This window comes from Psychrobacter sp. UBA3962, from assembly GCF_002385225.1.
Classification (GTDB): domain Bacteria; phylum Pseudomonadota; class Gammaproteobacteria; order Pseudomonadales; family Moraxellaceae; genus Psychrobacter.
The window spans coordinates 138,430-157,955 of sequence record NZ_DGDC01000010.1 but is presented as its reverse complement, the minus strand read 5'-3'; the positions used below and the strand labels follow the sequence as shown (position 1 = coordinate 157,955).

The 19,526-nt window shown below is 43.2% G+C and carries 17 protein-coding genes and 1 riboswitch; of the genes, 11 read left to right on the top strand and 6 right to left on the bottom strand.

The window, feature by feature from the left end; translation table 11 throughout:
• Positions 1 to 61: 61 nt before the first annotated feature.
• Together B3S92_RS02815 and B3S92_RS02810 are read left to right on the top strand one after the other, a co-directional pair.
• Positions 62 to 1,270 (top strand): glycosyltransferase, encoded by a 1,209-nt coding sequence (locus B3S92_RS02815; protein WP_296202509.1) that lies wholly within the window; start codon positions 62 to 64, stop codon positions 1,268 to 1,270.
• A gap of 62 nt (positions 1,271 to 1,332) precedes the next feature.
• A complete protein-coding gene (locus B3S92_RS02810) occupies positions 1,333 to 2,166 on the top strand; it encodes an HAD family hydrolase (RefSeq protein ID WP_296202507.1) in 834 nt (277 codons plus the stop codon).
• A gap of 201 nt (positions 2,167 to 2,367) precedes the next feature.
• On the opposite strand, the gene prfB is transcribed toward B3S92_RS02810, so the two are convergent.
• From prfB to B3S92_RS02795, 3 genes are all read right to left on the bottom strand, one after another.
• Positions 2,368 to 3,463, bottom strand: a protein-coding gene (prfB, locus tag B3S92_RS02805) for a peptide chain release factor 2 (protein ID WP_296202505.1) whose coding sequence is annotated in 2 segments (ribosomal slippage) — positions 2,368 to 3,390 and positions 3,392 to 3,463 — 1,095 coding nt in all. Because the reading frame shifts where the segments join, the coding sequence is not laid out codon by codon here.
• A 50-nt stretch (positions 3,464 to 3,513) separates the two neighbouring features.
• A complete protein-coding gene (locus B3S92_RS02800) occupies positions 3,514 to 4,245 on the bottom strand; it encodes an HAD family hydrolase (protein ID WP_296202504.1) in 732 nt (243 codons plus the stop codon).
• A 99-nt stretch (positions 4,246 to 4,344) separates the two neighbouring features.
• The gene (locus B3S92_RS02795; RefSeq protein ID WP_296202501.1) at positions 4,345 to 4,881 is read right to left on the bottom strand and encodes a gamma carbonic anhydrase family protein; all 537 of its coding nucleotides are present in this window, start codon (positions 4,879 to 4,881) and stop codon (positions 4,345 to 4,347) included.
• 460 nt (positions 4,882 to 5,341) lie between these two features.
• Between B3S92_RS02795 and B3S92_RS02790 the strand changes: the two genes are divergently transcribed.
• The 9 genes from B3S92_RS02790 to thiD all read left to right on the top strand — a co-directional run bounded on the left by B3S92_RS02790 (position 5,342) and on the right by thiD (position 16,472).
• Positions 5,342 to 6,427, top strand: a complete 1,086-nt coding sequence (locus B3S92_RS02790; protein ID WP_296202499.1) for a DUF475 domain-containing protein — start codon at positions 5,342 to 5,344, stop codon at positions 6,425 to 6,427.
• Between the two features lie 57 nt (positions 6,428 to 6,484).
• Positions 6,485 to 7,036, top strand: a complete 552-nt coding sequence (locus B3S92_RS02785; protein ID WP_296202496.1) for a phosphatase PAP2 family protein — start codon at positions 6,485 to 6,487, stop codon at positions 7,034 to 7,036.
• 345 nt (positions 7,037 to 7,381) lie between these two features.
• On the top strand, positions 7,382 to 8,638 hold the full coding sequence (gene carA / locus B3S92_RS02780) for a glutamine-hydrolyzing carbamoyl-phosphate synthase small subunit (protein WP_296202493.1): 1,257 nt from the start codon (positions 7,382 to 7,384) through the stop codon (positions 8,636 to 8,638).
• A 63-nt stretch (positions 8,639 to 8,701) separates the two neighbouring features.
• Entirely contained in the window at positions 8,702 to 11,980 is a 3,279-nt protein-coding gene (gene carB, locus B3S92_RS02775; RefSeq protein WP_296202491.1) for a carbamoyl-phosphate synthase large subunit, read from the top strand.
• Positions 11,981 to 12,304: 324 nt separating this feature from the next.
• A complete protein-coding gene (gene greA / locus B3S92_RS02770) occupies positions 12,305 to 12,781 on the top strand; it encodes a transcription elongation factor GreA (protein WP_077450819.1) in 477 nt (158 codons plus the stop codon).
• A 353-nt stretch (positions 12,782 to 13,134) separates the two neighbouring features.
• Positions 13,135 to 13,734 (top strand): septal ring lytic transglycosylase RlpA family protein, encoded by a 600-nt coding sequence (locus tag B3S92_RS02765; protein ID WP_296202487.1) that lies wholly within the window; start codon positions 13,135 to 13,137, stop codon positions 13,732 to 13,734.
• Positions 13,735 to 13,934: 200 nt separating this feature from the next.
• Positions 13,935 to 14,023: riboswitch (TPP riboswitch) on the top strand.
• An 80-nt stretch (positions 14,024 to 14,103) separates the two neighbouring features.
• Complete coding sequence (thiM, locus tag B3S92_RS02760) at positions 14,104 to 14,925, top strand: hydroxyethylthiazole kinase (RefSeq protein ID WP_296202485.1); 822 nt, start codon at positions 14,104 to 14,106, stop codon at positions 14,923 to 14,925.
• Positions 14,922 to 15,641 carry a thiamine phosphate synthase gene (gene thiE / locus B3S92_RS02755; RefSeq protein WP_296202483.1) on the top strand — a complete coding sequence of 240 codons (720 nt, stop codon included), beginning with the start codon at positions 14,922 to 14,924 and terminating at the stop codon, positions 15,639 to 15,641. Before thiM ends, thiE begins: the two co-directional genes overlap by 4 nt.
• A gap of 42 nt (positions 15,642 to 15,683) precedes the next feature.
• On the top strand, positions 15,684 to 16,472 hold the full coding sequence (gene thiD / locus B3S92_RS02750) for a bifunctional hydroxymethylpyrimidine kinase/phosphomethylpyrimidine kinase (protein WP_296202480.1): 789 nt from the start codon (positions 15,684 to 15,686) through the stop codon (positions 16,470 to 16,472).
• A gap of 11 nt (positions 16,473 to 16,483) precedes the next feature.
• Here the strand turns inward: thiD and radA are convergent, their stop codons facing one another.
• The 3 genes from radA to lptA form a co-directional block, all read right to left on the bottom strand.
• Entirely contained in the window at positions 16,484 to 17,923 is a 1,440-nt protein-coding gene (gene radA / locus B3S92_RS02745; RefSeq protein WP_296202477.1) for a DNA repair protein RadA, read from the bottom strand.
• 145 nt (positions 17,924 to 18,068) lie between these two features.
• Entirely contained in the window at positions 18,069 to 18,779 is a 711-nt protein-coding gene (lptB, locus tag B3S92_RS02740; RefSeq protein ID WP_095532572.1) for an LPS export ABC transporter ATP-binding protein, read from the bottom strand.
• Between the two features lie 141 nt (positions 18,780 to 18,920).
• Positions 18,921 to 19,394 carry a lipopolysaccharide transport periplasmic protein LptA gene (gene lptA / locus B3S92_RS02735; protein ID WP_296202640.1) on the bottom strand — a complete coding sequence of 158 codons (474 nt, stop codon included), beginning with the start codon at positions 19,392 to 19,394 and terminating at the stop codon, positions 18,921 to 18,923.
• Positions 19,395 to 19,526 lie beyond the last annotated feature (132 nt).

Here is a 19,526-nt window from a genome sequence, read left to right as displayed (position 1 = left end):
GATTTATCTGGCTCAAACGACAAGCAATGGAATGTATTTATAATAATTTTAAGGTAATTCAATGTCACTTTGTTTAAATATGATTGTGAAAGACGAAAGCCACATCATAGAAACCACTTTACAAAATATCTGCCAACACTTTCCCATTACTTATTGGGCCATCTGTGATACTGGCTCAAGTGACAATACTATTGAATTAATTGAGCAGTTTTTTGAGAAACAAGGCATCGATGGACATATTTATCAAGAACCTTGGCAGAACTTTAGTCACAATAGAAATGTGGCTTTAAAGCAATGCTTAGGTAAAAGTGACTATATATTGATATTTGACGCTGATGATCAGGTAACTGGTGAGATAACCTTACCTAATCTTGATCCAAAAAGTGGGCCCGATAGTTATATGCTACAGTTCACCAGTGAATCTGGTGCCATAAAATACTTACGTAAACTCATTATAAAAAATGATGGTAGCTATAGCTGGCGAGGGGTATTACACGAGTTTCTTCAATGCAATCGCACTGAAACCGTGGCTGAGCTTCAAGGCGACTATGCCATTATCTCTGGTAGAAAAGGCAACCGTAGCCTAGATGAAAACAAATATCAAAAAGATGCTCAGTTATTAAAAAACGCTTTTATAGCCGCTGAAGACGCTGACCTACTGCCCCGTTATGCTTTCTATTGTGCACAGTCCTATAGGGATGCCGCTATGATAGATGAGGCAATTGACTGGTATAAAAAACGAATAGAAATCGAAGCGGGCTGGGCCGATGAAAGATATTGCAGCTACATCGAATTGGGCCTGCTGTATGAAAAGAAGCAGGACTTCGATCAAGCCCTCTATTGTTGGCAGCAAGGCATCATTCACGACTCCAAACGTGCCGAGTGTTGGTATCACATAGCACGAAGACACAGCTGGAATAAGCATAGCGATTTGGCGTATGTTTTTGGCCGCCAAGCGGCACAGCTACCTATGCCCACAGGTAATCGCTTATTTTTATCCAAAAATATTTATCAATATTGGTCCGCTTATGAGTGGTGTATTAATGCTTATAAACTTGGTTGTTATGAAGAGTCTTATCAAGCCTTCAAGCAGCTAATCACTCATTGCCCGCAAGATTTATTGAACAGAGTGGCACACCAGATGCCGAGCTACAAATCCCTATTATTACAAGACAGCTTCGCTGAGGTAAGCACGCTTTCATTAAACTTGAATCGACTCAACCAAATTGATTTATTACACCAGCTACTTTCTGATGATTCAGTAGCCTAGCTAATACCGCCTACTACTCTAAGCTTTTAGATAAACTTTTGTACACTTTCAATAGGATAACCATGACTCAGACTTTGGCAACTGCCGTAAATCTTTCTCCGGTTCCATTTACCCCCAAAATTATCTTCTTTGATATTGATGACACTTTAAGCCGTGGCGGAGTCATTGCACCGCATAATAAAACCACCTTAAAGCGGTTATCAAATACTGATATCAAACTGGTGATTGCCACTGGTCGTTCGAAATCAATCATTCCTGAAGATATTTTAGGGTTATTTGAGGCCGGTGTTTTTGATGCGATTGTCTGTACCAATGGTCAGTACAGTTTTGATAAAAAAGGTATTATCAGTCATTACCCGTTAACACTGCAACAGGCCGCTAAAATCGATGAGCTGTGTCGTCAAGATCACCTGATTCATAAGTTTGACTCAGACACTCATTTGGCTTGGGCCAATGACAATGAGCAAATACGAGCTTTTATTGCTAGCAACCCCAGCTCCATCATCGACCCCAATTACTACAAGAGCAATCCGGTATATCAGTGTTCGGTATTCTTTAAAGATGATGAAAAAAGAATGCAGGAAGTTGATTTTGCAAAGTTTGGGTTAAAGCTGGTTCATTGGCATCAAATTGGCGGCGATATTTTACCCATCGATGCCTCCAAAGAGCGAGGGGTGCGTGATGTCTGCCAACACTTTGATATAGACATTAGTGAGGCCATGGCCATTGGCGATGGATTTAATGATTTAGAGATGTTTGATGCGGTAGGTTATGCCATTGCTATGGGAGATGGCCAGCCAGCCCTACAACAGCGTGCTGACTTTATTACTGGTAGCATTGAAGAATATGGACTACAACAGGTATTACATCCTTTGCTTGAGATTGAAAACAGCTAAATTTGCATTAAAATAGAAAATAACTGAACTTACGCATAGAAAATTTTTGATACGATGGGTAATTATTGTTGAATGGGCTTCGATCCACCTTCAGACCATTTAACAATAATTACCCGTCGCTTGAATAGGTATATCACCTTAATTTTGCGTAATTTACACTTAGTAGTTAATGAATAACAAATTAATATATTAAGCAGACTACTACAACCCTGCCTTCAAACTAGCCTCAATAAATTGATCCAAATCGCCATCAAGTACAGCACCGGTATTAAAGGTCTCAACGCCGGTACGCAAGTCCTTGATGCGCGAGTCATCCAACACATAAGAGCGAATCTGACTGCCCCAGCCCACATCAGACTTATTGTCTTCAACGGCTTGCTGTTTCTCCATCCGTTTTTGCATTTCCAGCTCATACAACTTAGCGCGTAGCATTTTCATCGCTGTCGCTTTGTTGCCGTGTTGACTGCGCTCATTTTGACACTGCACCACGGTACCCGTTGGCTCGTGGGTAATACGTACCGCTGAGTCGGTGGTGTTTACGTGCTGACCACCAGCGCCACTTGAGCGGTAGGTATCGATACGTAAGTCCGCAGGATTAATATCGATTTCAAAATCATCGTCAATCTCAGGGGATACGAATACCGCAGCAAATGAAGTATGACGTCCATTATTGCTATCAAATGGAGACTTGCGTACTAAACGGTGAACACCAGTTTCGGTACGTAGCCAGCCAAAGGCATAGTCCCCACTTACCTTGAACGAAGCGGACTTAACTCCGGCCACACTACCTGCTGATACCTCGATAATCTCAACTTTGAACCCGTGCGATTCACACCAACGCGTGTACATGCGCAGTAGCATCTCTGCCCAGTCCTGAGCTTCAGTACCGCCACTTCCGGATTGAATATCTACGAAACAGTTATTGGCATCCATTTCACCGTCGAACATACGCTTAAACTCTAAATCTTCGACTTTGGCTTGTGCCGTATTGAGCTCAGTTTGTACATCAGCCAGTAGGCTTTCGTCATCGGCTTCTACTGCCAACTCAAGCATAGCCGCTGCGTCCTCAAGGGTAGTCTCAAGACCAGTGATAGTATTGATAATACCATCAAGCTGGCTTTTTTCTTTGCTAATTCGGGTCGCACGCTCTGGGTCGTTCCAAAGCTCTGGACTCTCCATCTCAAGATTGACCTCTTCTAGGCGCTCTGACTTACCATCAAAGTCAAAGATACCTCCGTAAGTCCTTTGAACGCTCGCTTAAATCTTTAATTTGCTCTTGATACTGGTTAATTTCCATAAATATTCCAAAAATTTAAAACTATAGTGTCTGAGTGAGGCAAAAGCAGCCTAAATAGACCAATCCTCAACCGCCCAGTTGTGGGCTAAAGCATGGGCATGCAATACTTCATCTGGGGTCACTGCCACCGGCATGTCGGCCCACTCTAGTAAGGGAAGATCATTTTTTGAATCAGAGTAACCATAGGTTTTACTATAAGTTACGCCCTGCTCTTTTTTGGCCTCTAACCATTTATTAAGGTGGTATATTTTACCTTCTTTGAAGTTGGGTTTGTCGGTTAATTTCCCAGTATAGCGATCGTCTTTGACTTCAAGCGGGGTGGCCAACACATTCGCCGCTTCAATACCAAAACGCTCAGCAATAGCTGACACCACAAAATCATTGGTAGCCGAGATAATGACCACATCATGCCCCGCTTCAATATGATGCTGAATGGCGCTGATGGCTTTGGGGCGAATGTGAGGCTCAATTTCAGTCTTGATGTAATCCTCACGAATTTCAAACAGTCGTGATAACGGTAGGGTGGTTAAGAAGTCTGCCACAAACTCATTGTACTCAGTGGCATCTAAAGTACCCGCTATATACTCTTCATAAAATCTTTGATTGGCCGTTCTATATTGCGCCTCATCAACCAGGCCTTTTTTGACAATGTACTCACCCCATAGGTAATCACTGTCCACATCTAGCAAGGTGTGATCCAAGTCAAATAAAGCCAATTCTTTACTGTTATTTAAAGCCTCTGTTTGATTATTTAGCGAACTGTTCGCTGCTTGATTCTGCATCTAGCCCCTCACCCTCTTTACCCAAAATATTAATATGAACTTGTTAACTAAAACCCATTGTTTAAAGATCTGTTTTCTTTGAAAGTCTGTTTTTAAAGGCTATTCCGGTGCCTCAATCTGTTGTAAGCCTGTCTTAAACTGTTCAGCTTTCTGAGTATAATGTAATGCTGACATCTTCAGCATAGCTACCTGCTGATCGTTCAAAGTTTTCACCACTTTAGCTGGCGAACCCATCACCAATGAGTTATCTGGAATCTCTTTGCCTTCAGTGACGAGGGCTTTGGCACCAATAATACAGTTTTTGCCAATCTTAGCGTTATTTAAAACCACTGCCCCAATGCCAATTAAGCTATTTTCACCTATGCTACAACCATGTAACATCGCCAAATGGCCAATAGTCACATAATCACCAATATTGACCTCAATCCCTGCATCAGTATGGATGACCGCGTTTTCTTGCACATTGGTATAGTTACCAATATTAATACGCTCATTGTCTCCGCGAATAACGGCACCAAACCAAACATTGGCCTGATGACCTAAATAAACATCACCAATAACCTGAGCACTGTCTGCCACCCACCCTTGAAAAGGAGTGGCAAATTGTGGGGTTTTTTCTAAGTATTTAAAAATCATGGGGAACATCCTTTTATAAAATAATTGTCTCTTATATGATCACTAAATCACAGCTTAAGTCATAACTAAGTAATACTATCTTTATATTATTAATAACTTTTGATGACAGTCATGAGCACTATAAATCACTAGCATTAAAAATTAACAGTATTAGAAATTAATAGTATTAAAAGTCATTAGGTTAGCATTAATTTACTTAAAATTTAATAAAATGACTGTATCCTACGCTGTTGGCTGGTTTTTGTTCTGACAAAGAGCCATTATCTAAGCATTTACGCATAAGTCAATTTATTGTATTTTTTTACCATGTTATTATCACATCTTAAAATTGTATTTATCTATTACTAGTTTAGTAATAACTCACTTATTTGTTGTTTTATTAGCATCTGACCTATTAACGAGCCAAATAACTAATAGGTTACTATCAACCTCAACAAATAACCCTTTTACTGGATAATCTATGCGTCACTTCTTATTCGATTTTATATTTACCATTGTCTGTTTAGTCGTTGCTGCTTGGTGGGGATTCTCGCACGGGGGTGTCAGTGGTTTAATGACGGCACTTGCGGTTACCGCTATCTTAGCCATCATGGAAATTTCCTTGTCCTTCGATAACGCAGTGGTTAACGCCTCTATCCTTAAAGGATGGAATGACTTCTGGAAAAAAATATTCTTAACTGTGGGTATTCTAGTCGCAGTATTTGGCATGCGCTTGATATTCCCAATCGTTATTGTGGCAGTTACAGCCAAGTTAGGGTTTATGGAAGTGATTCAATTGGCCATCAATGAGCCTGCACAATATGCGGCCCATCTGAATGCTCACCATGCTGAAATCTCAGCTTTTGGGGGTATGTTCTTATTATTGGTATTCCTAACCTTTATCTTTGGTGATAAAGAGGTGCATTGGTTTGATTGGTTTGAGCGTAAGCTAACTCGCTTTAGTAAAGTCGATGCCATGAGCACTTTTGTGGCCATAGTGGTACTCATGATTTCATTAAGCTGGGTAGAAGAAGCCAAAGAGCCTGCCATCTTAATTGCAGGTATTTGGGGTATCTTAGTTTACCTTGGGGTCAACGTACTATCTAGCCTACTTGAAGGTGGCACGGATTCTGATGAAGATGAAGTGATTACCGATGCAAAGGGCAATGTCATTACCAATACCGCTGGTGTTTCTTCTACTATCTTAAAAGGGGGTATCGCCGGCTTCATCTATCTAGAAGTCTTAGATGCCTCATTCAGTTTTGACGGCGTAATCGGTGCTTTTGCCATTACTAATGACGTGATTATCATCATGTTAGGTCTGGCCATCGGTGCTATGTTTGTGCGTTCAATGACCATTTACCTAGTGGACAAAGGCACTTTGAGTGAGTTTGTTTATCTTGAGCATGGCGCGCACTATGCCATTGGCGCGTTGGCGATTATTATGCTGTTGTCTATGAAATTCCATGTGCCTGAATTAGTCACTGGTCTAATCGGTGTAGCCTTTATTGGATTGTCTTTATATAACTCTATCCAATATAGAAAACGTCAAGAAAATACCCAATAAGAAACTTTTATTTACACTTAAAACCCCACAACCTAGCCCTAATTAGGAAGCTGATAGATGCTAAATAAGCAAAACTCTGTTATCACTGCTTTATTATTATCCGGTTCGGCATTGGCAATTACCCCCGCTTATGCCAAATCAGATATAGAAACTGCAGGCGATATTATTGCGGTAACCATTCCTGCGATTGCCTACGGTTCTACCTTTTATATGGATGACCCTGAAGGCCGTCAGCAGTTTTATACTTCTTTTGCAACCAATGCGGTGGCAACCTATGGTTTAAAAAAAGCGATTGATAAAGAGCGCCCTGATCACAGTGATAATGATTCTTTTCCCTCAGGACACACTTCAGTGGCTTTTCAGGGAGCCAGCTTTATCCATAAACGCTACGGCTTAGAATATAGTATCCCTGCCTATGTCGGGGCAACGTTCGTGGGCTATAGTCGTATTGATGCTGATAAACATGACACCACAGATGTCTTGGCAGGGGCTGCACTAGGCGTGGCCAGCAGTATGTTTTTGACAAAGAGTTATCATAACGATGATTTAATCATCAGTGCCAACTTAGCTCCTGAATCCTATCAAGTAGCGATGCACTATAGATTTTAGGGCTGACAGTATCAGTTTTTAGGATAGAAAATATCAGCTTTAGATTAGGCAATATTAATTTTAGAGAAGTCAAACAAGATATTTATTTATTATTTTTAGTATTGCCTAGCCATTTAGAGTAAGGTTTTGTATAATACGCAAAATCTGTACCTAAGCGAGTAGACATGACCCAGTTAGCAACACTCACTAATGACCATTACTTTAGTGATATTGTTGTTTTCTGTTATTGTCTTACTCGCTTTTTTGTGGCTAAAATTTGACAACACTCATTTTTTATAGCACTCAATCGGTCGCAACTTTAACCAATGTCAGGTCATGATAAACACGAATTTAAAGGGTAGGAATATGGGTATACACCAAGACACAATAGATAATAGCGTAAATGAAGTCGAAGCTATTTTAGCTTTAGCTGATGGCAGCATCTTCCGTGGCATCTCAATAGGTGCAGCAGGGAGTCGCGTCGGTGAAGTGGTGTTTAATACATCAATGACAGGATATCAAGAAGTCCTAACTGATCCCAGCTATGCCAAACAGATCGTTACCCTAACCTACCCTCATATTGGTAATACAGGAACCAACACTGAGGATGGCGAGTCTGGTGATATCAATCGCAAACATCAAGTTTGGGCTGAAGGCTTAATTATCCGTGACATCACTATGACCACTTCAAACTTCCGCAGTTCTGAAAGCTTAGTAGATTATCTTAAGCGTCATGAGACAGTTGCCATTGCTGAGATTGATACTCGTAAATTAACCCGTATTCTTCGTGAAAAAGGGTCACAAAATGGCTGTATCTTCACTGCCTCAAATGGTGAAACCATTACCGACGCTGACATTGAGCAAGCCATTAAGCTTGCTAATGAATTCTCCGGCCTTGAAGGCTTAGATTTGGCCAAAGAATGCTCAAGCAAAGAAGGCTTTGTCTGGACTGAAGGGACTTGGGAGCTTGCAGACCGCGGCGTACATGGCGTCACTGAAAGTGAAACCGGTGGCTATTTCAAAAAACTAGGTGAGCATATCGAGCCTAAGTTTGACGTGGTGGCTTATGACTTTGGAGCAAAAACCAACATCTTACGTATGTTGGTCGATAGAGGCTGTAAAGTCACTGTGGTTCCCGCCCAAACTCCTATTGCTGACGTGCTGGCTATGAATCCAGATGGTATTTTCTTATCGAATGGCCCTGGCGATCCTGCAGCCTGTGACTACGCCATCGAAAACGTGCGTCATCTTATTGAAGAAACGGATATCCCAACTTTCGGTATCTGCCTAGGTCACCAAATCATTGGACTAGCCAGCGGTGCTAAAACCATGAAAATGAAAACAGGCCATCATGGTGCCAACCACCCGGTGCAAGACCTAGAGACAAAAGTGGTGATGATTACCAGTCAAAACCACGGTTTCGCTTTAGATGAAGACAGCTTGCCTGCCCACATCAAATCAACGCACCGCTCTTTATTTGACGGTACCAACCAAGGTATTGAGCTAACCAATAAGCCAGTATTTAGCTTCCAAGGCCACCCAGAAGCCAGCCCTGGTCCTAATGAATCATCGGCCTTATTTGATAAATTTGCAGAGATGATGCAACAAGCCAAACAAGCTTAAACCGCCGTTTTAATCGGATTGCTAAAGAACTTACGCAGAACTAATTATATAAAAGAGAGACTTATGCCAAAACGTACCGACATCAAAAGCATTCTAATCATTGGCGCAGGCCCAATCGTCATTGGCCAAGCTTGTGAGTTTGATTACTCTGGCGCTCAAGCATGTAAAGCTCTTCGCGAAGAGGGCTATCGAGTTATCCTAGTTAACTCAAACCCAGCCACCATCATGACTGACCCCGTTATGGCGGATGCCACGTACATCGAGCCAATCACTTGGCAAACGGTTGAGCAAATCATCGATAAAGAGCGTCCTGATGCTATCTTACCTACCATGGGTGGGCAGACTGCTCTGAACTGTGCGCTAGATTTAGACAAGCACGGCGTGCTAAAAAAATACAATGTTGAGCTAATTGGTGCCACCAAAGAAGCCATCGAAATGGCCGAGGACCGCGACCTGTTTGACCAAGCCATGAAGCGTATTGGTCTTGAGTGTCCTCGTGCTGAAATTGCTGAAACTATGGAACAAGCGTTTGAAATTCAAGCCAAGCTTGGGTTCCCTTGTATCATTCGCCCTTCCTTTACTATGGGCGGCTCAGGCGGTGGTATTGCTTACAACCGTGATGAATTTATCGAAATCTGTGAACGCGGTTTTGACTTATCCCCTACTCACCAGTTATTAATTGACGAGTCGTTAATCGGCTGGAAAGAGTATGAGATGGAAGTGGTTCGCGACAAAAACGACAACTGTATCATCATCTGCTCGATTGAAAACTTTGACCCTATGGGCGTGCATACCGGTGACTCAATCACAGTCGCACCAGCACAAACCCTAACTGACAAAGAATATCAAATCATGCGTAATGCCTCATTGGCTGTATTGCGTGAGATTGGGGTGGAAACTGGGGGCTCAAACGTACAGTTTGGCGTTAACCCAAAAACAGGCCGTATGGTCGTGATTGAGATGAACCCTCGTGTGTCTCGTTCATCGGCTCTAGCCTCTAAAGCGACTGGCTTCCCTATTGCCAAAATCGCCGCTAAGTTAGCCGTAGGTTACACCTTAGATGAGCTTCAAAACGACATCACTGGCGGTCAAACTCCAGCCAGCTTTGAGCCATCAATTGACTATGTTGTGACTAAGATTCCTCGCTTTAACTTCGAGAAATTCCCACAAGCAGACAACATTCTTTCAACTCAGATGAAATCTGTGGGTGAAGTCATGGCCATTGGCCGTAACTTCCAAGAATCTATGCACAAAGCACTACGCGGCTTAGAAACAGGCGCTGACGGTTTTGATGAGCAAATCGACTTTGCTGCTTTAAAAGCAGGAAAAATCAGCGAAGATAAAGTTAAATCTGAAATCAAACAACGCTTAACCGTACCAACTCCTGAACGCATCTTCTATATTGCAGATGCTTTCCGTCTAGGCTTTAGTGTAGAAGAAGTGTTTGGCTACACCAATATTGATCCTTGGTTCTTAGTTCAGATTGAAGATATCGTTAAAACTGAAGCACAAGTTAAACAATTAGGCTTCGGCGGCCTAACCGCTAAGAACTTACGCAAGCTGAAACGCAAAGGCTTATCAGACTTACGTTTGGCCACCCTGCTGGGCGTATCACAAAAGCAGCTACGTAAAAAGCGTTGGGACTTAGAAGTCTTCCCTGTTTATAAGCGTGTGGATACTTGTGCCGCTGAGTTTGCTACCTCAACAGCTTACATGTACTCAACTTACGATGAAGAGTGTGAAGCCAACCCAACCAATAACAAGAAAATCATGGTTATCGGCGGCGGTCCAAACCGTATCGGCCAAGGTATTGAATTTGATTACTGCTGTGTACACGCTGCCTTAGCGATGCGTGAAGACGGTTATGAGACCATTATGGTCAACTGTAACCCAGAAACGGTATCAACCGACTATGACACCTCTGACCGTTTATACTTCGAGTCTATCACCCTAGAAGACGTGCTAGAGATTGTACGTATTGAGAAGCCTGAAGGCGTTATCGTTCAATTCGGTGGTCAGACACCTCTGAAGCTTGCTCGTGCTTTAGAAGCAGCTGGGGTTAACATCATCGGTACCTCACCTGACGCTATTGACCGCGCCGAAGACCGTGAGCGTTTCCAGCACATGATCCATCAGTTAAACCTAATCCAGCCGCCTAACGCTTTAGCGACCAGCATGGAAGACGGTTTAGTGAAAGCCAAAGATGTGGGCTATCCTCTAGTTGTCCGTCCATCGTATGTTTTAGGCGGCCGCGCAATGGAAATCGTCTATAACGAAGAAGAGCTAAAGCACTATCTACGTACTGCGGTGCAAGCTTCGAATGAGGCGCCTGTGCTACTAGACCGTTTCTTAGATGACGCCATCGAAGTTGACGTGGACTGTGTCAGTGATGGCAATGAAGTAGTTATTGGCGGTATCATGCAGCACATCGAACAAGCGGGTGTTCACTCAGGTGACTCAGCCTGTTCACTACCGCCTTACTCATTATCAGATGAGATCTGTGATGAGATGCGTACACAAACCATCGCTATGGCTAAAGAGCTTGGCGTGGTGGGCTTAATGAACGTTCAGTTTGCTGTGAAAGACGGTACCGTTTATATTCTAGAAGTTAACCCACGTGCTGCGCGTACTGTGCCTTTTGTTTCTAAGTGTATTGGCACCTCATTGGCACAAATAGCGGCTCGTTGTATGGCAGGTCAGTCGCTACAAGAGCAAAACTTCACTAAAGAAATTAAGCCTTCGTTCTTCGCAGTGAAAGAATCGGTCTTCCCGTTTGCTAAGTTCCCAGGCGTTGACCCTATTCTAAGCCCAGAAATGAAATCTACTGGTGAAGTTATGGGTGTGGGCAAGACTTTTGGTGAAGCTTTCTATAAGAGTATTATCGGTACTAACGAGCGTCTACCAGGTCTGCCAGAAGAAGGTGAGCATAAGACAGTCTTTATTTCAGTACGCGATAGCGATAAACCAGGCATCGCTGCTGTTGCTAAGCAGTTAATCGACTACGGCTTTAATCTTGTGGCTACTGCGGGTACCGAACAATATTTGACTGAGCAAGGTATTGAATGTAAGCGTATCAATAAAGTCACTGAAGGCCGTCCTCATGTGGTCGATGCCTTGAAAAATGGCGAAATTGACCTTATTATCAATACAACAGAGGGCAAGCAAGCTCAGGAAGACTCTTTCTCAATCCGTCGTAACGCCTTACAAAGCAAGGTGTTCTATGTCACCACTTTAGGGGCAGCAGAAGCGGTTTGTAAGTCTTACGCCATTAAGCTTCCTTTTGAGGTTTATAAACTTCAAACCTTACATGAGCAAGCCCAGCTGGCTGCTAATAATGGCTAGTTAAAAGCTAAGTAACAAAAATTAGCGGTACAATCTTAACTAAACGCTTATAATAGGCTATTATTTTAAGTAAGTTCAGTTTGTATTCGCTAATTTATACCCCTTATTTTTATCAATTGCTAATCGAAGGCTTCGGTTAGCAATTTTTGTTATAAGCCATTGGCTTTTTTTAGGCCAGTAAAGATAAATCTTTGTAGTGAGGTTCTAACCGCTCTACAAAACAAAACTTATCCTAAATTATGCACTTACAGCACCTTTAATTAAGGGTGTTGGGGTGTTTTTTTATTTAATCGTTCATCTATATATGTATATGAGGAAGATGATATGCAACGTTACCCTATGACTCCGCAAGGACATGCTACGTTAGAGGCAGAGCTTAAACAACTCAAGACTGTAGATCGTCCCCGTATTACTGCAGCCATTGCTGAGGCTCGTGAACATGGCGACCTAAAAGAAAATGCCGAGTATCATGCCGCTCGTGAGCAGCAAGGCTTTTGTGAGGCTCGTATCCGGGATATCGAGGCCAAACTATCAGGTGCCCAAGTTATTGATCCAGCAACCTTACCTCGTGAAGGCCGTGTGGTTTTCGGAGTAACCGTTGTAATCGAAAACTTAGATACTGAAGAAGAAAAGCGCTATCAAATTGTTGGTGATGATGAAGCCGACTTTAAAAACAATAAAATTTCGGTTAACTCTCCCATTGCTCGTGGCTTAATTGGTAAATCAGAAGGGGATGAAGCCCGTATCGAAACCCCAAGTGGCTTGGTTGAATTCGAAATCATCGAAGTAATTTATGAATAATTATTAGAACTTAACAATTATTTATACTGCCCGCCCTATTCGCTAGAGTTCACTGTTTACAAGCGCTACAAGAAAATATTGATAAATATTCTCCCGAAATTGAACTCTAGCGTCACTTGCATATTCACATTGGTTAATGTTAAGTTACAAACGAACTACATTTACAAATCAAATTGTGACACTTTGTGTGTATCTTTAGTCACTACTGTTTTACAGTCTCTGTTAATAATTTACACAGAGATTTATCACTCTCATTACTTTGTTAATTAAGTTTTTAATTACGTATTATTTAAATAGTAAATGCATGATCTTTTGTGGCATTATTACAATAGATAAATGCTTACGAGGCAATTATGAAGAAATTCTCATCAGCTTTATGTGCATTAGCCTGCATGGTAGGAGCTAGCAACTTAGCTCAAGCTACTGAATCAAAGCAAGCTCTTAGCGTCAAAAGCCCAAGCGATATCGACAGTGTCCTCAACGAGTTAGCACGTAAACAAAATCAACCCACCTCGTTACTCCAAACTTCTTTTGAGCCATCAACGCTTTCTACAAACAGCTCATTGATTAGTAATAGAGGTTCTAGCAAAGCCAATCAAGGTGATGAGGATGTGTTATCTCATTTAACTTTAGTGGCTTCGAATGCCGTAAATAAATTCAAACAAAGTGGTCGTGCCTCTTGGTACGGTGGTAAATTCCATGGCAGAAAAACTGCCAGTGGTGAACGCTTTGATATGAACTCATTAACCGCAGCTCACCCTTCTCTTCCTTTTAACACTTATCTTAAAGTAACCAACAAAGGTAATGGTAAGAGCGTAGTAGTAAAAGTAAATGACCGCGGTCCTTTCCATGGCAACCGTGTGTTAGATTTATCTTATGCTGCTGCCAAGCAAATTGGTTTGGTTAGCCGTGGTATTGCTAACGTAACCATTGAAAGAGTAGGTTCTCCTTAATTGTTAATTGGTGTCCAAGCAACATCCGTTGCCCCTACTCCTTTAAACTTATAAACTCTGCCTACTCATTGAGTATGGAATAAGAAAGATCTGCACTGCAGGTCTTTTTTTTGTTTTTATTATCTTAACTTGTGACTTTTATGGTCTTAACTTGTGATTGGGCTTTAAGTTGGTTATGATGTTTTATCAAAAATAATTAATGTTATTCACAGGGGCGCCTTATGGCTGAGATGCACCCTTTGAACCTGATCCAGATTATACTGGCGTAGGGAGTGTATAGCAGTTGCAGTAGTCTGAGCCAACTCTTTTAAAGCCCTCTACTGTTTTGCTGTGTGTTTCTCACGCCCTCTTTATCCATATGGAGGGAATATGCAATCCGACCTTATTCACCACTGTTTCACCACCTTCAAAGACACCTCCCCTTTAGTACACAACATCACCAACGATGTGGCCAATAATACCGTTGCCAATGTATTACTGGCTGCCGGCGCCTCTCCTGCAATGGTGCATGATATTAATGAAGCCCCCGAGTTTGTTAAATTGGCCCAAGCTCTTGCTATAAATATTGGCACTTTGACCCAGACCACTTTACAAAGCATGTTGGCCACAGTAGCAGTGGCTCATAGTGAGGGTATTCCCTGGATACTTGATCCTGTCGCTGTGGGCGCAACCTCCTTTCGACAGCAGGCCTGTACTGAACTTTTAAAGTTTAAACCGGATGTTATTCGAGGCAATGCGTCCGAAATATTAGCATTGGCAGGGATGAGCAGTCGTACCAAAGGAACAGACAGTGGCGACAGCGTGGATCGAGCCAAAGAAGCCGCTCAGCAGCTCACCCAATATGCAAAAGTAGTAGTCATTACTGGGGCGATAGATTGGGCCACTGATGGTACTCACAGCTACTCAGTTGATCATGGGCACCCCATGATGACCCAAGTGACTGCCATAGGTTGCGCCTTAACAGCTGTGATAGCTGGTTTTATCGGAGCTGATGGCCCAAAGGCAACAGAATCTAATAGCAACTTATTATTAAATGCTGCTACCACTGCCTTATGCTACTACGGTCAAGCTGGAGAGTTAGCCGCACAGAAGGCTGAAGGCCCTGGCAGCTTTTATGTCCATTTTTTAGATGCTTTATATAACCTTGAAGCTCAAACTCTAATCAATCATTTACGAGTAACCTCATCATGACTAGCGCAGCTAATGCTTCGAATACCCTTGACGCTCAACACCAAGCTTCCTCAGCTCATTCACATGCTGTAATAGATAAAAGTGGCTCGGCTCTAAAGTTATACTTGGTGACAGATAGGGTGATGTGCCAAAAACTGGGGTTAATTGAAACGGTCTGTGAAGCCATCGATGGTGGTGTAAGCTTTGTTCAGCTTCGAGACAAACAGGCGGACGATGAGCAGCTTTATCAGATGGCGTGTGAACTAAAAGAAGCCATCGCAGGTAGAGTGCCTTTGGTAATCAACGATAAGGTACGTATTGCCAAAAAAGCAAATCTTGACGGCGCTCACATAGGCCAAGGCGATCTTAATGTCACTGAAGCCCGACAAATACTGGGCCCGGACGCTTGGTTGGGTTTATCAATAAACACCCTATCTCAGTTGCAATATGCTCATAACCATCACCTAGATCAACTTGATTACTTTGGTTTAGGCCCAGTATTTGCAACTGACACCAAACCCAATCATGCCCGCCCCCTAGGTATTTCAGGGCTTGATGACTTGGCACAAGCCAGCCTATTACCTACTGTTGCTATTGGGGGTATCCACTTAGACAATGCCCGCGGAGTATATAAAACTCACTGTGATGGTATCGCAGTGGTATCAGCTATTTGCGCCTCTGATGAGCCTAAACTTGCCGCGCAAAACTTATTACAACAACACTTTTTAGCACAATAATTTATAAAACTATAATTAGAACCATAATGAAGGAGAGTAAGCATGATTACCAATATACTGACCATCGCTGGCACAGACTGTACGGGTGGCGCTGGGATTCAGGCAGATATTAAAGCCATTAGTGCTAACGGTAGCTATGCGATGAGTGTTATTACCGCCGTTGTGGCCCAAAACACGCAAGGGGTACAAAAAATCCAAATGATGCCGCTTGAAATGATTCGAGCCCAGATTGACTCAGTCTTCTCAGACGTCCAAGTAGATGCTGTCAAAATTGGCATGCTAGGCAATGCAGAAGTAACTGAGTGCGTTGCCCAAGCTTTAGCCAAATACCAGCCTAGCAAAGTGGTATTAGATCCCGTTATGGTAGCCAAGAGTGGCGATCGGTTATTAGATGCTGACTCTGTAGCGGCTTTAAAAGATGTTTTACTCCCTCAAGTAGGACTTATCACCCCAAACCTTCCAGAAGCTGCTGACTTATTGGGAACTGCTGAAGCCACCAGTCGCGAACAAATGATTGAACAAGCTCAGCACTTGCAAGTACCCACCTTTTTAAAAGGAGGCCATCTAGCGGGCAGTGAACAATCTCCAGATTTATTATGCGCTGAAGGTGAGTTAAGCTGGTTTGAAGGAGAGCGCATCAATACTAAGAATAGCCACGGCACCGGCTGTACCTTATCAGCAGCGATTGCAACTTTTTGGGGCCAAGGCGATAGCTTATATACTGCTTGTGATAAAGCCAAACAGTACCTGACGGGCGCATTAAGTAAAGCCGATACTTTAAACGTGGGTCACGGTCATGGCCCAGTCCATCACTTTTATAAATACTACTAAGACAAATGCCATTAAAGTTCGAACGCCCGATCGATGGCATCGTCCAGACGGTCGGCCGTGATAACATTGATTCCTTTAAACTGCCCCATCAGATTTTTTGGGGCATTGGCCTTGGGCACGATAGCATGGGTAAAGCCATGCTTCATGGCCTCCTTAAGACGCTCTTGCCCATTAGGTACCGGACGAATCTCCCCTGACAGTCCTACCTCACCAAATACGGCCAAAGAGGATGGCAAAGGTTTTTCTTTAATACTCGAAGCACAGGCCAATAGCACTGCTAAGTCTGAGCCGGTCTCCATCACTTTAACCCCGCCCACCACGTTGACATAAACGTCCTGACCACTGGTATGAATCCCCCCATGTCGATGCATAACCGCAAGAAGCATGGCCAAGCGCTGTGGATCTAGACCTAATGCCATACGTCTTGGTTGACCGGCTGAATCATCCACTAATGCCTGCACCTCTACCAATAAGGGTCTAGTCCCTTCACGACTGACCATTACCACGGAGCCTGAGATGGGTTTATCGTAGCGACTTAAGAAAATAGCCGAAGGATTAGCCACCTCTTTTAGTCCGGTATCGGTCATACCAAAGATACCCAGCTCATTGACCGCCCCAAAACGGTTTTTAACGGCGCGGATCATACGAAATCGGGAGTCTGACTGTCCCTCAAAATACAATACAGTATCCACCATATGCTCCAACACTCTGGGGCCAGCCAGCGTTCCCTCTTTGGTTACATGGCCTACTAAAAATAGGGCCGTACCTGTCTGCTTGGCATAGCGAGTCAACATGGCTGCAGACTCCCGTATTTGACTCACACCACCAGGCGCTGAGTTAATGGCATCGGTATAGATAGTTTGAATAGAGTCAATAATCGCCACAGCCGGCTGCTCTTGAGTCAGTGCCGCACAGATGGTTTCGACATTGGTCTCGGTCATCACTTTTAAGTAATCGCTTGAAAGCCCTAAGCGCTGAGCGCGCATGGCCACCTGTGATAAAGACTCTTCACCAGTTACATATAAAGCACTGCCTGCCAAAGATTCAGGATTTGCCATATTGGCCGCAGTTTGCAGCAAGATTGTCGATTTACCAATGCCAGGGTCACCCCCAATCAGTACTACTGAACCAGCAACCAATCCGCCGCCCAACACCCGGTCAAATTCACTAATACCCGTAGGTAATCTAGTATCAAAAGTGACATTCACAGACCCCAGTGTGACCACCCCACTTTGAGATCCTGAGTAGTTCATCCTATCATTTTTTGCGATAGCGCCTAAGTTGGGACCAGTAGATACTGACGGCTTGCTAGATTTTTTATGATGAGGCATAGACACATTCGGTGCTTCAACCAGAGTATTCCATTCGCCACAATCAGAGCACTGTCCAGACCACTTACCAAAGTGTGCCCCACAATTTTGACAAACAAAGCTGGTTTTTGATTTGGACATAATAGCGATCCCTTATAAATGACAAGATAAAAATGGCCAGCTTATTTCAGCCAGCCATTTTTTATAATTAGGTAATTAAGGAGGGTGATCGATAGCAAAGCTGTTAACTTGCTAAGCGTTTAAATGATTAAGTGATTACTGTCTGCTAGACTTGGAAATCTTTACCCAGATAAACTTCTTTAACTAAGCTGTTATTCAACACCTCTTCTGAACTACCATGCGCAATGATAGCCCCTTCACTAACGATATAAGCATGTTCACAAATAGCTAGAGTCTCACGCACGTTATGGTCGGTAATCAGAACCCCGATGCCTCTATGCTTTAACGCGATGATAACCTCTTTAATATCGCTCACAGAAATTGGATCTACTCCAGCAAACGGCTCATCTAATAAAATGAACTTTGGATTAGCCGCTAAGGCACGAGCAATTTCACAGCGACGGCGCTCACCGCCAGAGACACTCATTCCTAAGGAATGACGCACGTGGGCCAGACTAAAGTCAGAGATTAGCTTTTCTAACTCTTGTTTTTGTGCCGCTCTATCCAGATCTTTTCGGGTCTCTAGGATAGCCATAATATTATCTTCCACCGTCAGCTTACGGAAGATGGACGCCTCTTGGGGTAAATACCCAATCCCCGCCCTAGCCCGCTCGTGCATAGCATACTTAGATAAATCTTGATTACCAAGCCTCACTACCCCCTTGTCCATGTTGACTAAGCCCACCACCATATAGAAGCTGGTGGTTTTACCCGCTCCGTTCGGTCCAAGCAAACCAACCACTTGTCCAGGCTCAACACTAAAAGAGACGTCTTTCACCACCCAGCGTTTACCATAACGCTTACCTAAATTGCGCATGGTCAAAGCTGTATTAGAAGCTTCGGGAATCAAGTTCTGGGTAGCGACCGACTCAGATTGAGCACCTGAAGTGTTGGCTGTATTTTGCTTTGAATCCTGCTCTGAATCAGAGGGGATTGGAGGCTGTGAATTACTCATGGTCTATCTAATTCCTGTACGACTGTTTAACTGGCTCGGTGGGAAAATCAATTCAACACGCTGACTGCCCCCTGAAGTGGCCTCAACATCACCCACTTTTAGGCTATAGCGAATCACGTTACCTGCAAAGCTAGCGCCATTTTGGGTTAACTTAGCATTACCTGTCAAAGTGACAATGCCATTTTGGGCATTGTAATCAATCTTATTGGCTTGACCTTTGGCCAGCCCCTTCTCTTTGGTAACCACTTGCTGCATGGTAGCTGGGCGACCTGTTGCAACAGCGGATTGGATACTACGACCATCTGATAAATTCACAGTAATATTATCTGCAGCCAGCTTTAAGGTCCCTTGAGTAATAGTAACGTTGCCTGAATAGGAGGTTACCCCTGTCCGCTCACTATAGGTAGCTTTATCGGCCAATAAGCGTATAGGCTGCTGTGCATCTGAAGGCAGTGCATTGGCCTGGAAAGCGGCCATTGAGGCTATTACTGCAGTAGCACATAAGGCAACTCTGGGTAAATTTAACATAGGTAAGCCCATCTCTTTGAGGGTATTTGAATATTGATTTGAGTTGATTAGCGCTTGTGTATTAGAGCGTTTATTCACAGT

Excerpts from the sequence above, each read along its gene's own strand:
- B3S92_RS02815 (WP_296202509.1), top strand. The coding sequence starts at position 62 with ATGTCACTTTGTTTAAATATGATTGTGAAAGACGAAAGCCACATCATA.
- B3S92_RS02810 (WP_296202507.1), top strand. The coding sequence starts at position 1,333 with ATGACTCAGACTTTGGCAACTGCCGTAAATCTTTCTCCGGTTCCATTT.
- B3S92_RS02800 (WP_296202504.1), bottom strand. The coding sequence starts at position 4,245 with ATGCAGAATCAAGCAGCGAACAGTTCGCTAAATAATCAAACAGAGGCT.
- B3S92_RS02795 (WP_296202501.1), bottom strand. The coding sequence starts at position 4,881 with ATGATTTTTAAATACTTAGAAAAAACCCCACAATTTGCCACTCCTTTT.
- B3S92_RS02790 (WP_296202499.1), top strand. The coding sequence starts at position 5,342 with ATGCGTCACTTCTTATTCGATTTTATATTTACCATTGTCTGTTTAGTC.
- B3S92_RS02785 (WP_296202496.1), top strand. The coding sequence starts at position 6,485 with ATGCTAAATAAGCAAAACTCTGTTATCACTGCTTTATTATTATCCGGT.
- carA (WP_296202493.1), top strand. The coding sequence starts at position 7,382 with ATGGGTATACACCAAGACACAATAGATAATAGCGTAAATGAAGTCGAA.
- carB (WP_296202491.1), top strand. The coding sequence starts at position 8,702 with ATGCCAAAACGTACCGACATCAAAAGCATTCTAATCATTGGCGCAGGC.
- greA (WP_077450819.1), top strand. The coding sequence starts at position 12,305 with ATGCAACGTTACCCTATGACTCCGCAAGGACATGCTACGTTAGAGGCA.
- B3S92_RS02765 (WP_296202487.1), top strand. The coding sequence starts at position 13,135 with ATGAAGAAATTCTCATCAGCTTTATGTGCATTAGCCTGCATGGTAGGA.
- thiM (WP_296202485.1), top strand. The coding sequence starts at position 14,104 with ATGCAATCCGACCTTATTCACCACTGTTTCACCACCTTCAAAGACACC.
- thiE (WP_296202483.1), top strand. The coding sequence starts at position 14,922 with ATGACTAGCGCAGCTAATGCTTCGAATACCCTTGACGCTCAACACCAA.
- thiD (WP_296202480.1), top strand. The coding sequence starts at position 15,684 with ATGATTACCAATATACTGACCATCGCTGGCACAGACTGTACGGGTGGC.
- radA (WP_296202477.1), bottom strand. The coding sequence starts at position 17,923 with ATGTCCAAATCAAAAACCAGCTTTGTTTGTCAAAATTGTGGGGCACAC.
- lptB (WP_095532572.1), bottom strand. The coding sequence starts at position 18,779 with ATGCGCAATTTAGGTAAGCGTTATGGTAAACGCTGGGTGGTGAAAGAC.
- lptA (WP_296202640.1), bottom strand. The coding sequence starts at position 19,394 with ATGGCCGCTTTCCAGGCCAATGCACTGCCTTCAGATGCACAGCAGCCT.